Genomic DNA, 14,355 nt, shown 5'->3' with positions numbered 1-14,355 from the left:
TCCCTGGCTCCGGGGCTTGCTCGACCTTCACCTGCACACTGGCTGGCTCAGCTACCCGGCGGAGGGGCCGCAGCGTCGGCCGGCCCTGAATGCCGCACCCTGACAATTCTCAGGGTCGCGATGTCCGTGGCGCGGTCTACGCTTCGAGGCGCTGACTCGGGGGAGCTCTTGGCCGCTACGGCATTTGGAGCAGGCGATGTGAGCGCTCCGGTCGGGTACAGGAGCAGCCGTGGTGACGACATCTCTCCGTTGCAATGGCTGCGTCGGTTGCGACTACAGAGGAGATCACATGAGGTTGATAGGAATCAGAAAGCGCGCGGCTGCAATGGTCGTGACGTTGATCGCCGCAGTCCTTGTTCCGCTGGCGGCGCAGGCGCCGGCACAGGCAGCACCGAACGGTACGGTCGGAACGGCCGCATGGACACCGGAGATCTACCCGCTGTTCTCGGGCGAGTGGGTACAGCGGAACGTGTCGAGTGCCGATCGGAACGCGGCGCTGGTTGCGTGCTCCTTGGCAAATGGAATCGCCTGCGTGTCGGTTGGCCAAGGCGACGGCAAACACAGCGTCTTCCACCTGTTCAAGTGCGATACGCGGTCGCTCTCGAACTTCATCGACGCGCTCGCTGTCCGCAACCACCAGACGGGCGGAGCCCAAGTCCACTTCTGGGGGCCCAGGTACGACGTCAAGATTCCTGCGGACGGCGTGATCTACACGGTCCGGGACGAGGCGACATACGACTTCAATCGTCTCGATATCTGCTGAGGGCACAAGCATCGACCCGGGCACGCTGATCACGGTGCCCGGGTCGGAAGCCTTTGCAGTGATGGCCGCGGAGCGACGACTTTTTGACGTACAGGCGGTCGAGACCGCCACCGACACAACCACGGCCGCCGAGGCGGCCGGCCACCGGCATTTCGACCGGCAGATCTACCGCCGACGCAACCTCGTCGAACGCTGCTTCAACCGCCTCAAAGGCTTCGGCAGAATCGCCACCCGGATAGGACAAGCCCGCCACCTCCTACGAAGCAGCGGTCAGTCTTGCGTCATTCATACTCCGGGCAAGATCCGTTTGAAGACGGACCCTAAGGGCTGTCACGCAATGATCACCTTCGACTGCCTGCGTGGCGCCGCGGGCTCCCGTGGGGGTTGAATGCCTGGGGTGACGGACTTGACGCAGGCGGTCGATGCCCACGGGGCGACCGAACGAGTGCCGGTGCTCTTGGAGCAGGTCGAGCGCGCGGAAACCCCGGAGGCATGGGCTGAGCTGTGGGACCGCCTCTGCCTTCATGGGGAGACCATGTCTTCGGCCAGCTTCGCGGCGCTTCCACGCCTGGCAACGCTGGCCCCAAGAAGCGACCAAGCCCTAGAACTGGCTGGCGCAATCATGCGGGGCGTCCTTCGGCACCACGACGGCGAAGCTCTGATCGAGGACTGCACAGACGTCATCGCCAGCTTGCGAGAACTGGCAGACCAGCAGCTAAGGGCACGTCCTTCCGACTACCACCGCGTCTTCTGCGACCTACTCGCGTTTGCTGGCCAGTATCACTGGAGCGCGGCCCTGGAGGACTTCACCGACGACTTCTACACCGTGTGCTGTCCCCATTGCGATGTCGAGGTGATCATCGCCATCGGCGACTACGGGCACTACTCGGCGATCCGCGACTGGGATCTGGGCGACGTCGAGCAGCGTGCCCTGCGGCCGGCGCCAACCGAGGAGCTGCTCGATCCGGGCCGATGGATGCACGTCACGACGGTCCGCGACGGAGAACTCCGACTCGCTGAGGGCATCCGCCATCTGTTCGGCCAGGCGGAGTGCCCACGCTGCGCGAGCATGTTCGGCATCGCGGAGACCTATACGGTCGCCAACCTCCCTCCCGCTTCGGAGGCTTAACTGCCTGTGAGAGGAGCCGTGCGCGGCCTGCCATGATTTTGGAATGGCTGGTGTGATCACGGCGTCGGAGTCCTCTTGGATAGCCCCGTTCACCGGGTTGAGCCCTCGGGCGTTCGAGAAGCTGCTTACCCAGCTCCGCCGCGAGGGAGCCGACGACGCGCGGCCAGGTCGCCCCTGGTCTCTCCCGCTGGAAGACCGGCTCCTGCTGGTCGCGACCTACTGGCGCACCAACTTGACCCTGCGACAACTCGCGCCGCTGTTCGGAGTGTCCAAGTCGGCGGCGGACCGGATCGTCGACCACGTCGGGCCCATCCTCGCGCTCCACCAGCGCAAGCGGTTCCGCCGTGACGCTGTGCTGATCGTGGACGGCACGCTCGTGCCGACGCGCGACCACGCGGTCGCCGAGCAGTCCAAGAACTACCGCTACTCGACCAACCACCAGGTGGTCATCGACGCCGATACCCGCCTGGTTGTCGCGGTCGGCCGACCGGTCCCGGGCAACCGCAACGACTGCAAGGCGTGGGCGGAGTCCGGCGCCGCGGCAGCGGTAGGCAACACCACCACGATCGCCGACGGCGGCTACCAGGGCGCCGGCCTCGTCATCCCGCACCGACGCCCGGCTGGCAGCGACCTGTGTGAATGGAAGAGGGAGCACAACCGTTCCCACAAGCAGGTCCGCGCACGCGTCGAGCACGTCTTCGCCCGCATGAAGACCTGGAAGATCCTCCGCGACTGCCGCCTCAAGGGGGACGGGGTTCATACCGCCATGCTCGGCATCGCCCGCCTGCACAACCTGCTGCAGACCGCGTAGCCGTCCACTCCTCCGGACGCTCAGCCCGCCAGGCGCCCATCAAAGATCAATTACGGGACAGCCCTTAGCCACACCCCCGGCCGACCCGGTTCTCAGCCAACCAGATTCGACGCGAGCTCATCGATCGGGTTGCCGGACGTGCCGGAGGCGGATGGCGCCGCGGCGAGGCCTCCCTCAAGGTCCAATGTTCGTCGTATCGTCTCCCCTCACGGGCCACATTCAGCCCGGGGGCCTGCCCCGCGACGCGACCGCCGGGTCGCGTGCGGTCACACGACCTTGACCTCTACGACCGCGCCGCCCCCGCCCGCAAGCCGTCCATGACCAGGTCGAGCAGCCGTGCCGCGCGCGGGCGCCAGTCCTCCGTCGGGGTCATCTGCCACAGACCGCCGATGGCGAGGATGAAGTCGTCGGCCGTGACCCCGCGGCGGATGGTGCCCGCCTCCTCGGCTGTGCGGAGCAGGAGTTCGGCTGCCTCGGCGACGGGGGTGGGGGAGGGCTTCGCCGGCCCTCCTGGCGCACTGGTGGCGAGGCGGATCGCGTCGGCCAGGCCCGCCTTGGTCATGGCGAACTCGGCCAGCCGGTCCATCCAGGTGCGCAGGGCCTGGTCCGGCGGCAGCTCCTGGAGCAGTTGCGTCGCGCTGTCGGCGACCTGCTGCATCTCGTGGCGGTAGATCTCCAGGACGAGGGTCTCGCGGTTGGGGAAGTTGCGGTAGAACGTGCCCTGGCCTACCCCCGCCTTCTTCGCGATGGCGCTGAGAGGCGCGTCCGGGCACCGCGTCAATTCGGACAGGGCGACGCACAGGATGCGTTCACGGTTGCGTTGCGCGTCCGAGCGCAGAGGGGTGTCTTTTTTGTGCTGCACCGTCACTCCTTGAGGCACGTGGCAGGAGCGCACCCTTGCCAAGCGGACAACTGTCCGTTACGTTTCCCGGGTAGCGGACAGATGTCCGGTTGGGGTCCACTCTAGCTCCGGACACGACGGGCACGTCAGTCCTCTGCAGCCGTAAGCGCTGTTCACCTTCCGCCGCGTACGTCATGCACTCCAAGCGCCGCCACAAGCACAAGCGCACCACGATCACGCCCCCCACGCCCCCACGCCCTCCTCTGACGACAAGCGCCCCCCGATCGCCGAGCATGTCGCGCACCACCCGCACCACCGCAACCCGCCACGGCGACGGCCTACGCGCACCCCAAGCCGCCGAAACAGCCCCGCCAGGGTCCATCTGCGGCCCACGCCCGGCCGCCCCTCAAGTACCGCAAGCCTGAAAGAAGTTCCTCATGGCCTTACCGACGTCCAGCGTCATCACCCTGCACATCAACGGCGAGAAGCACACGCTGCCCGTCGACCACCGCACCACCCTCCTCGACGCCCTGCGCGAGCGACTCGATCTGACCGGCACCAAGAAGGGCTGCGACCAGGGACAGTGCGGTGCGTGCACCGTTCTCGTCGACGGCCGCAGGACGGTCGCCTGTCTGCAACTCGCGGTCGCGGCCGAAGGGCGCGAGATCACCACCATCGAAGGCGTCGCGGACGGCGACCACCTGCATCCGGTGCAGCAGGCGTTCCTCGAACTCGACGGTTACCAGTGCGGCTACTGCACGCCCGGACAGATCTGCTCGGCGATCGGCATGCTCGCGGAGCACGCCGCCGGATGGCCGAGCGCCGCCTCCGACGACGTCCGTCCGGCGGCCGGGCCGCCGCCGCTGACCCCGGACGAGATCCGTGAGCGGATGAGCGGCAACCTGTGTCGTTGCAGTGCCTATACGTCGATCGTCGAGGCCGTCGCACGAGCCGCCGAAGCCGACGTCCCGTCGGGTGCGAACGTGCCGGCGCAGTCCAAGGAGGTCGCCGCATGAGGGAGTTCGACTACCGCAGGGCCTCCGACGTGCCGGGAGCCGTCGCCCTCCTCGACGCCGATCCGGACGCACGCTACCTCGCCGGCGGCACCAACCTGGTCGACCTGATGAAGAGCGGCGTGGAACGCCCCGCCCGCCTCGTCGACGTACGTGAACTGCCCCTGGACCGCATCGAGCCGGCGCCGGACGGTGGACTGCGCGTCGGTGCGACGGCCACCAACAGCGACCTCGCCGCCCACCGCGAAGTCCGCAGCCGCTATCCGATGCTGGCCCAGGCGGTCCTCGCCGGTGCCTCCGGCCAGCTCCGCAACATGGCCACCGTCGGCGGCAACCTCCTCCAGCGCACCCGCTGCGCCTACTTCACCGACACGACCAAGCCCTGCAACAAACGCGAACCCGGCAGCGGCTGCCCGGCCATCAGCGGCGAGCACCACAACCACGCCATCCTGGGCGCGTCCCAGACCTGTGTGGCCGTACACCCGTCGGACATGGCCGTCGCCCTGACCGCCCTCGACGCCGTCCTGCACTACGAAACCGCCGACGGACAGGGCGAGTTGCCGATCGAGCAGCTGTACCTTCCCGTCGCCGACACCCCGCACCGCGAGACCGCCCTGCCGTCGGGTGCGCTGATCACCGGGGTCACCCTGCCCCGGGTTCCGGTCGCGGCCCGTTCCCGGTACCGGAAGGTGCGCGAGCGCGCCTCCTACGCCTTCGCCATCGGCTCCGTCGCCGCCGCGCTCGACATCCGCGACGGGGTCGTGCACGACGCACGCCTGGCGTTCGGCGCCGTCGCCTCCCGGCCATGGCGCGCACACATCGCGGAGCGTGCCCTCATCGGGGCGCCCGCCACGGCCGAGACGTACGCGGCCGCCGCCGAAGCCGAACTCGCCGCGGCCCGGCCGCTGCCGCACAACGGATACAAGGTGACCCTGATGCGCAATCTGACCGTGGCCGTGCTGAGCGAGCTCGCCGAGGAGGCCGCGCGATGACCACCACCGCGCAATCAGCCCCCGTACGCGCGGTCGGCACCGGTCACGTCCGGGTCGAGGGCCGCGACAAGGTCACCGGCGCGGCACGCTACGCGGGAGACATCCCGTTCACCGAACTCGCCTACGGATGGCTGGTGTTGTCCACCGTGGCGCGCGGCCGCATCCGCGACATCGCCAGCGCTGCAGTCCTTGAGATGCCCGGCGTCGTCGCCGTCCTGGACCACCGCAGCGCCCCGCGCCTGAAGACCGACTACGTCGGTCTGCTGGGCATCAGTCCCGACCCCACCTGCGCCGTCTTCCAGAACGACACCGTGCCCCACCTGGGCTGGCCGGTGGCCCTCGTCGTCGCGGAGACACCGGAGCAGGCGCGGGAGGCCGCCGAGGCCCTGGTCGTCGAGTACGAACCGCTGCCGCACGACATCGAGTTCACGGGGGAGCACCCGGACTCCTACCCCGTGGACGGCCACATGCCCGGGGTGACGGACAAGGGCGACCTCGAAGCCGAACTGGCCGCGTCGGCCGCCGTTGTGGACGAGGAGTACACCACCCCGGAGGAACACCACCACCCCATGGAGCCCCACGCGGCGACCGCCCGCTGGGACGACGGCCGGCTGGAGGTGGTCGACTCCAACCAGGGCGCCACGTGGGTCGTCGGCGAGCTGGCGAACCTGTTCTCGCTGGATCCCGCATCGGTACGGGTGCGTTCGGAGCACGTCGGCGGCGGCTTCGGCAGCAAGGGCGTACGCGCCCACCAGGTGGCGGCCGTGATGGCCGCGACGATCCTCCGGCGTCCGGTGCGCGTCGCCCTGACCCGGCCCCAGATGTTCGCACTGGCCGGGCACCGCAGCCCCACCGTCCAGCGGGTCAGGCTCGGCGCCGACGCCGACGGGCGGCTGCGTGCCCTGGACCACCGCTCGGTGAGCCGCACCGCCACCGTGTACGAGTTCGTCGAGCCGAGCGCCGGCGTGGCGCGGGTGATGTACGACGCCGACGCCCACCACACCGAGAACCGCGTCGTACGCCTCGACGTGCCCAGCCCCACCTTCATGCGCGCGCCCGGTGAGGCTCCGGGAGCCTTCGCCCTGGAGTCCGCGCTCGACGAACTCGCCGAGAAGTGCGGGATCGACCCGATCGAACTGCGCCTGCGCAACGAACCGGACAAGGGCCCCGTCTCCGGCCTGCCCTTCGCGACCCGCAACCTGCGCGCCTGCTTCGAGGAGGGCGCCCGCCGCTTCGGCTGGACCGAGCGCGATCCCCGGCCGGGCGTGCGGCGCGAGGGCCGATGGCTGCTGGGCACCGGCACCGCCGCCGCGTCCTTCCCCGCCGGTGCCGCCCCCTCCACCGCCGCCATCACCGCCGAGGCCGACGGCCGCTTCACCGTACGGATATCCGCGGCCGACATCGGCACCGGCGCGCGGACCGCGCTCACCCTCGTCGCGGCCGACGCCCTGGACGTCGTACCGGAGCGGGTGACCGTGCGGATCGGGGACAGCGAGTTCGGCTTCGCGATGATCGCGGGCGGTTCGATGGGCACCCGCTCCTGGTCCATGGCCGTCATCGCGGCCGCCCGCGAGCTGCGGGAACGACTCGTCCCCGGCATGGTGATCCCCGCCGAAGGCATCACCGCGCGCTCGGACACCACCGCGCAGATCGCCGCCCTCGCCAACATGGAACGACACTCCTACGGCGCCCAGTTCGCCGAGGTGGCCGTGGACCCGGCCACGGGCGAGGTGCGCGTACGACGCATGCTCGGCATCTTCGCCGCCGGCCGCATCGTCAACCCGCTGACCGCACGCGGCCAGTTCACCGGCGGCATGATCTGGGGCATCTCCATGGCCCTGCACGAGGAGGCCGTGCGCGACCCGGCCTTCGGCGGGCCCGTCGGCGCCGACCTGGCCGGCTACCACGTGGCCACACACGCCGACGTCCCGCGCATCGAGGCGGACTGGGTGGAGGACACCGACCCGGACGACCCGGTCGACATCAAGGGCATCGGCGAGGTGGGCATCGTCGGCGCCGCGGCAGCCATCGCCAACGCGGTCTGGCACGCCACCGGCGTACGGCACCGCAGCCTGCCCATCCGCCCGGACCGCGTCCTGACGGCTGGCAGCGATGCTTGACCTGCTGCCGGAGCTGAAGAACTGGCTGGCCGAGGGGCGTGATGTCGCCGTCGCCACCGTCGTGTCCGTCGGCGGCAGCGCCCCTCGGGGCCCCGGTGCCACCCTCGCCGTCGACAGGGCCGGCACGGTCATCGGCTCGGTGTCGGGCGGGTGCGTCGAGGGTGCGGTCTACGACCTGTGCGCGCAGGCCCTGGAGACCGGGCAGAGCGTGCTGGAGCGCTTCGGCTACAGCGACGAGGATGCCTTTGCCGTAGGTCTGACCTGCGGCGGCGTCCTCGACGTGATGGTCACGCCCGTCCTCGCGGACACGCCCGTCAGGACGCTGCTGTGCTCCGCCCTGGACCTGGTGGCCCAGGGCGAGCCGGTGGCCCTGGCCCGAGTCGTCGAGGGCCCGGCCGGGCACCTCGGTGCCACCCTGCTCGTCCGCGGCGACGGCTCCACGGAAGGCGGCCTCGGGATCCACGAGGACCTCGACCGCACGGCCGCGGCTCAGGCCCTGGCCGCCCTCGACGCCGGACGCACGGGCACGGTGGAGCTCTCGCCGGACGGCTCGCACTGCCCCGACGGCCTCACCCTGCTCGTGGAGTCGAGCACGCCTCCGCCGCGGATGATCGTCTTCGGCGCGGTCGACTTCGCCGCGGCGCTGGTGCGGGCCGGCAAGTTCCTCGGCTATCACGTCACCGTGTGCGACGCCCGGCCGGTGTTCACCACGCCGGCACGCTTCCCCGAGGCGGACGAGGTCGTCGTGGACTGGCCGCACCGCTATCTGCGGGGCACCCGGACCGACGGCCGGACCGTGCTGTGCGTCCTCACCCACGACGCCAAGTTCGACGTGCCCCTGCTCGAGGTCGCGCTGCGGCTGCCGGTCGCGTTCGTGGGCGCGATGGGCTCCCGCCGCACCCACCTCGACCGGAACCGCAGACTGCGCGAAGTGGGCCTGAGCGAGGAGGAATTGGCGCGCCTGAGGTCCCCCATCGGCCTCGACCTCGGAGGCCGTACGCCCGAGGAGACCGCCTTGTCGATCGCCGCGGAGATCGTCGCGACCCGCAGAGGCGGAACGGGCCTCCCGCTGACCGATTCGGGAACACCGATCCATCACAGGGCGACGGCTCCGGCTCTCTCCCACCGCTCACCCGGTGGACGGGAACCGTCCACCGAGATCGCGGACCTCGCTTCCTAGCCTCGGTTGCTTTCGCCGGAGGTCTAGGTCACGGCGATTTTCACGGTTGTCTCCGCGTACATGGGCGGGGTGAACTGGTCGCGAGTCTGCACCTGCACGGTGTAACTACTGGCCGCATCGTTCGGGAACTCTCCGGAAATGTGGCCGTTCTCCACCTTGATGCCTGTGGGCAGCGGCGGGTTCACCTCGGTGGTGACCAGGGAGCCTTGGAAGATCGAGTCGCCGCCGGAGAACAGGGCGACATCGAATTGCTGCCCGCGCTTCACCGATATGTTCTGGTTCGCCTCGATGGGCCGGGGACGGTGGGCGTGTGCGTCGCTTGCCGCGGCACCCTGCAGGATCAGCGAGGCTCCTGCCATGACCGCATCGCATACCGAGACCAGAACCCATACGTTCTTCGGCACTGCCTTGTGCAGGGTGATGTTGCGGATCACCTGGCAGGCCCTTGGCGTCGCGTCGAGCACGGATTCGGCCATGGCCATGGCGTAGAGCGGGGCCGGCATCTCGTCCTTGGACGACTGGGTGCCGCCGACGTTGCAGGTGAGAATGCCCAATCCGAAGGCCAGCTGGATGATCGAGCCGGGCACGAGGCTTGCCGCCGCCTTGGTCCTCGCCTGATTCGGGTCCGGGTCGCTGTCGTACCCGAGGTTCTTCAGCAGGGAGGAGACCGCGCCCGTGTTGTCCCAGAACATGGACACCACCGAAGAGACGATGTCGAGAACGAAGGCCACCGATTTGACCGTGCACCCGGCGATTCCCCAGCCGTCCCATTCCTTCCGCGGCGCGGTGACGGAGGGAATGCTCAGCGCATAGGACCAGGCCGTACCGACGATCTCACAGACGTTCAGTATTTCCTCGGCGATGTTCTTCTTGTTCCAGGAGGGGATCCAGTCCGTCGGTCCTTTCAGGAGATCGGTGAGCCCTACGACGACCGCGAGCATGACGCCGGCCGGGATGGCGCTGCACTGGAATTGCACCAGCCGCATGTTCTCGGCCGGGTCCTGCGCGACCTTCTCGCCCTTGGTGGGTTCGCGGAAGGTGGGGATGGGGATCGTCACGAACTTGCCGCCGGGGAAGGGCGGGTTGTCGACGCCGTTGATGAGTTTGTACAGCGTCGTGACGAAGAACGCCATGATCAGGCTGGCGAGACCCAGGATGCTGGGCTTCTCGCGCTCCTCCGGCTTGACGCCGGCGGCTGACTGCACCCAGGTGTAGAGGGTCTCGACGAATCCCATGTCCTCCAGGGGCTGGACGAGGAGCGCGACCACCTCGTCGACCACTTTGAGCGTGAAGTCGACGAACTTCTTGACGAGCTTCCCCGCTGCCACGAGGAAGTCATCCACGAACTTCTGAACGGCGCGAAGCAGGTTCACGACCTTGGCGCTGCTGGTGGTTCCTGCGTCACTCGGGTCGAGGAAGTCGGTGAGGGCGTCCCAGATCGTCCCCAGGTCGGTCAGGAGGTCCGTCCAGGCCGTGTCCCCGGCGAGGTCGCTCACGAAGTTCTTGAAGTCGTCGAGCAGCGGGCCGTCGCCCATGTCGAGGACGTCCGCGAAGGATGAAGGGAGGTCGTTTGCGCCCAGAGCCTTGTTCTGCATCCAGTTGGCCTGGGGGGTGTTGAGATCGCCCTTCGCGACCGACCCTCCGGATTCTGTGGGAATGTCACCGGACTTGTTCGGGAAGTCTCCGACGCGCGTGTCGGAGTACTGGGCGCTGATGAGGTCGAAGTATTCCTTGACCACGGGTCGTTGGTCCTGGAACCACTGTTCGGAGCGCAAGCCGAAGTTGGTGATCATGGTTTTGGAAAGCGGCAGGACCGTGCCGGTCACACATGACTGGATGGCCTTCTTTGTGTCCCAGATGTCACCCATTTCGAAGAGTGACTTCAGCCAGTCGATCACCCGCATGATGGCGTCGGCGATCATCTGGAAGACGGCCTCGACGGCTTGGATCGCCTGCTCGATCGCCTCGATGATCATTTCACCGAGCGAGACGATGGCATCGCCGATCCAGACCGCGATTTCGACTACGGCGGAGACGAGGACCTCGGCGACCTGGGTGGCGCCGGTCTTGATGCCCTCCCACACGTCGGATGCCCAGCTGGTGAAGTCGTCCCACCAGCCCCCGTAAGCGGGGTGGCCGTTGCGGTAGCCCCGGTAGGCGTCGATCTCGTCCTGGCTGCGGAAGGCCTGGAAGGCGGGCCGCTCCCGGTCCCAGAGCTGTATGACGTAGCCGACGACGGGCTCGGCGTATTCGCCGTCGAACGTGAGCTTGAGATCCTCGTTTCCTGCGGCCCGGGCGTACATGTTGGTGCAGTGGTCGACGACGACCTGTGGCGTGAGCCCGCGGTCCTCCAGGGCAGCCCAGTCGGCGAGATCGCTGACTCCGAGCTTCATGTTGTTCGGGGTGACCTTCGCGTCCTTGAGGAGGCCGGCCGAGAACTTCCCCTTCTGGGAGGGCAGTGTGCTTTCGCCGGCGAGGAAGGAGTTGGCCTGTGCGGCGAAGTCGATGGCAGCGCCTTGTTGGAGGTTGTCGGCGTTGAGGTGGACGACGGGTGGGTTGAGGCCCCGCGCGGCGATGGAGACGACGAGCTTGCCAGAGGGATTGGTGGTGACGGCGATGGGCCGGCCCGGTCCCACCTGGTACGAGATCTCGTCGATCTGCACTTCCACCAGCGAGTCCGCCGAGACGCTCACGCGATGGCCATTCATGGGCTTGCCCTCGGTGGACAGCAGGGTCGCTTCGGCGACATAGTGCGAGACGACGAAGGGGTCCTGGTTGGTGCGGGGTGGTATACGCACCTTGTCCGTCTGCCATTGCGACGTCGTGACGTCCTGAGTGCATACGCAGTACGCCTCGGCCGGGCTCATCCCGCTCATCTTGATCAGCTCGGACGGCTTGAAGTCCGGATAAGGATCCAGCTGGAAGTCGATGATGTCGGCGTGCAGTCCGACCGTGACCAACGTTGAGGCACCCGGCGGCGCTTGGTAGACGGGGGCCATCCTGCCGCCGCGCTGTCCCATCACGGATACCTTGCCGGCGCCGGGGCGATAGGCGATCAAGTACTCCAGGCTGCCGGTCCCGCTGTAGTCGTAGGCGGTCACTGTGTCCGCCGGTGAGGCGAAGTTGTAGCCGCCCATGCCGTGCCGGTTCCAGATGTCGCAGGCGTACTGCGTGGGCGCCTTGTCGTCGCGCTTGAGGATCCACACGGTCTGATCGCCGTAGTTCGGCACATCGCCCGGGCGGTAGGCGAAGATGTGGTCGTTCTTTCCCAGGCCCGAGAAGTCGAACGGCAGAAGACGGTCGTTGGGGCGGATGAGGTCGTAGCCGCCGAGGCCATGGGTGTCGCTCGCCACTTCGGCGGCGAACCCGCCCTGCTTGTCGGAGGTGACGATGTAGGCCATCCCCGCACCGGGGCGGTACGCCAGCAGGTGTGTGTTGCTGCCTGAGCTGTTGTAGTCGAGTCCGACGACGATGTCCGCGGGGTTGTTCAGGGTGAAGCCGCCCAGCCCTGTGGTGGAGATGACCTCGGGATGGAAGCTCCCGTCCTTCTGGGGGGCCAGGACCCAGGCCGTGCCGGTGCCAGGCCGATAGGCCAGCAGGTGATCGTTCTTACCGGAGCCGGTGTAGTCGAACGGCACGAGCCGGTCAGCGGCACTCGCCAGGTCGTACTTCCGGCCCGATTCACCGATGCCGCCCGTGGCCGCGGAGACCACCGAGGTGAAACCGTTCGCGCCGGCCTCCTTCTTGAAGATGGCGAACTTTCCCGACCCTGGTCGGTAGGCGAGAAGGTGACGGGCACTCCCGGCCCCCGTGTAGTCGTAGGACACCACCTGGTCCAGGGGAGAGGAGAAGTCATAGCCCGGGAGCCCCGATTCCGAGTGGTAGACGCGGTCGAACCCGCCGGGTGACGATGTGCGGCCGACGACCCACACCACCCGTGTACCGGGCCGGTAGGCGAGTAGGCAGTCGGCCTTGCCCTGACCCGTGTAGTCGAATGCCACCAGGCGATCCTGCGGAGCCAGCAGATCGTAGCCGCCGATCCCCGACGGCGCGGAGGTCACCTTGGCCGACGTCCACGCCGGCTGCACCACCCTGGCTTGGTCCGGCCCCACCCCCCGGCGAATGGTCTGCCACGTGGCCTGGTGGAGAACCTGCAGGTTTCCCGCCGCACCTCCCTGGTGCGAGGACGTGCCGAACACATGGAGGAGGCCGTCGGCGTCCTGCCACACCCGCGCACGTGCCTCGACGTCGAACTCCGTTGCCACGACGCCGTCCATCATGAGGTGATGGCCGGGGGCCATGTACGACCCCGTCATCAAGTAGGGACTGTCGAGATAGGCGAAGCCCACATCCCCTTGGGGGTTGTCCTGGTTGAGGTTTGGGACGTAGTAGCTTCCGCAGAACTGGTCGACGCTTTTGCTGACTACGTAGGGGCCGCGGAACTGTCCCGCCGATTCCTCGTACCGCAGCAACTGCTTCCCGTTCAAGAAGTAGTAGACATAAACGTTCCTCTGGCCGGTCGCCGCATAATAAGGCAGGAATCCACCGCCGACGATCGGGAAGCCGGGAGCGTACATCGTGGTGCTGTGCAGGGTCCAGGCGGGATCGCTGCCAGTGAATGCAGGAAGTTGCGGCAGCAGCACGAAGAAGGAAGCGCCGCCCGAAATGCTGAGTGTCGATCCGAGCACCAGCGGCCCGCTGTCCGGGGAGTATGAAACGCACAGCGAGCGGGCATAGTTGCCTTCAATGGCGAACTCGGTCCTGTTCGACCACGAGCACTGAGTGGTGCCGGCTGTGCCACTCTCCAGCATCAGCACCATCCCGAACGCGCGTGCCGCACCGTCCCGAGGAGAGCAGATGGCCCACACCTCCCCGGACGGATGCACGACAGCAAGCACCTCGGCGACCAGCGGTGCGTCCGCGACCTCCTGTTGCTCCCAACCGGTGTCGGACGACTCCGTACGCTGCAGGTAGGTCAGCTTTCCGGCGGGGGTGATGACCAGCGCTTCCTCTCGCCCCTCCTTGAAGGGATTGGCGAACAGGGCTTCCTGGTTGATTCCGTCACCCACGGAAACACCGATCGCGCGAACCGCGTCCTGCATCATCTGCGTCGTCACAGAGAACGACCCCGGTGTGATCGGAGCGGCGGTGGTTTCATCCGCGACGCTCGGGTAACGACGAAAAGTTTCGATGCCCATGGCAAACTCCAGCGAATTACACGCACACGTGATGACTCACGGAATGGGGCCCGAAAAGGGCAGTGTCGCAGCAGGGCGACAACTCACGTAGAGGCACGTCGAAATGGCGGGCCTGCAGGCACTCCCGGTGCCGAACCCGGCGGCCATACGGTCACGTTACGCCGAATGAACAAGCTGTCAACTGCAGGCCGCAAAATATCGCGGCCTTACTTGCTGTGAACCTAAACGGAACGCTTATGAACCGCTCATTCCGCATCTCAACGCCCAGCTATTCCGGTCGCGTTGCGGCGCTCATTCTTCGACGCCCG

At 67.8% G+C, this 14,355-nt stretch carries 9 protein-coding genes and 1 pseudogene; 8 read left to right on the top strand and 2 right to left on the bottom strand.

Annotated features, from left to right (window positions below):
• Positions 1-289: 289 nt before the first annotated feature.
• From ACGFW6_RS00735 to ACGFW6_RS00720, 4 genes and pseudogenes are all read left to right on the top strand, one after another.
• Complete coding sequence (locus tag ACGFW6_RS00735) at positions 290-763, top strand: hypothetical protein (RefSeq protein WP_393502984.1); 474 nt, start codon at positions 290-292, stop codon at positions 761-763.
• Positions 764-886: 123 nt separating this feature from the next.
• Positions 887-1,074, top strand: a pseudogene (locus tag ACGFW6_RS00730) (IS5/IS1182 family transposase); the annotation flags it as partial.
• Positions 1,075-1,169: 95 nt separating this feature from the next.
• Complete coding sequence (locus ACGFW6_RS00725) at positions 1,170-1,892, top strand: hypothetical protein (RefSeq protein ID WP_393502982.1); 723 nt, start codon at positions 1,170-1,172, stop codon at positions 1,890-1,892.
• A gap of 43 nt (positions 1,893-1,935) precedes the next feature.
• Positions 1,936-2,703, top strand: a complete 768-nt coding sequence (locus tag ACGFW6_RS00720; RefSeq protein WP_393502981.1) for a transposase — start codon at positions 1,936-1,938, stop codon at positions 2,701-2,703.
• Positions 2,704-2,986: 283 nt separating this feature from the next.
• Here the strand turns inward: ACGFW6_RS00720 and ACGFW6_RS00715 are convergent, their stop codons facing one another.
• Positions 2,987-3,565: a TetR/AcrR family transcriptional regulator gene (locus tag ACGFW6_RS00715; RefSeq protein WP_393502979.1), complete on the bottom strand. Its 579-nt coding sequence runs from the start codon at positions 3,563-3,565 to the stop codon at positions 2,987-2,989.
• Positions 3,566-3,981: 416 nt separating this feature from the next.
• Between ACGFW6_RS00715 and ACGFW6_RS00710 the strand changes: the two genes are divergently transcribed.
• Genes ACGFW6_RS00710 through ACGFW6_RS00695 form a run of 4 tightly spaced genes read left to right on the top strand, consistent with a single transcriptional unit; the run spans position 3,982 to position 8,849 of the window.
• Positions 3,982-4,560 carry a (2Fe-2S)-binding protein gene (locus tag ACGFW6_RS00710; RefSeq protein ID WP_393502977.1) on the top strand — a complete coding sequence of 193 codons (579 nt, stop codon included), beginning with the start codon at positions 3,982-3,984 and terminating at the stop codon, positions 4,558-4,560.
• A complete protein-coding gene (locus ACGFW6_RS00705; protein ID WP_393502976.1) occupies positions 4,557-5,549 on the top strand; it encodes an FAD binding domain-containing protein in 993 nt (330 codons plus the stop codon). Before ACGFW6_RS00710 ends, ACGFW6_RS00705 begins: the two co-directional genes overlap by 4 nt.
• The gene (locus tag ACGFW6_RS00700; RefSeq protein WP_393502974.1) at positions 5,546-7,669 is read left to right on the top strand and encodes a xanthine dehydrogenase family protein molybdopterin-binding subunit; all 2,124 of its coding nucleotides are present in this window, start codon (positions 5,546-5,548) and stop codon (positions 7,667-7,669) included. Before ACGFW6_RS00705 ends, ACGFW6_RS00700 begins: the two co-directional genes overlap by 4 nt.
• Positions 7,662-8,849 carry an XdhC family protein gene (locus tag ACGFW6_RS00695; RefSeq protein WP_393502972.1) on the top strand — a complete coding sequence of 396 codons (1,188 nt, stop codon included), beginning with the start codon at positions 7,662-7,664 and terminating at the stop codon, positions 8,847-8,849. The genes ACGFW6_RS00700 and ACGFW6_RS00695 overlap by 8 nt, the downstream gene beginning before the upstream one ends.
• A gap of 23 nt (positions 8,850-8,872) precedes the next feature.
• On the opposite strand, the gene ACGFW6_RS00690 is transcribed toward ACGFW6_RS00695, so the two are convergent.
• The gene (locus ACGFW6_RS00690; RefSeq protein WP_393502971.1) at positions 8,873-14,047 is read right to left on the bottom strand and encodes a hypothetical protein; all 5,175 of its coding nucleotides are present in this window, start codon (positions 14,045-14,047) and stop codon (positions 8,873-8,875) included.
• Positions 14,048-14,355 lie beyond the last annotated feature (308 nt).

The sequence above is a fragment of the Streptomyces sp. Y7 genome, assembly GCF_043195415.1.
Taxonomy (GTDB): Bacteria; Actinomycetota; Actinomycetes; order Streptomycetales; family Streptomycetaceae; genus Streptomyces.
Note: the sequence above shows the minus strand (reverse complement) of the source record. Positions and strands in the feature narration are given on the sequence as shown.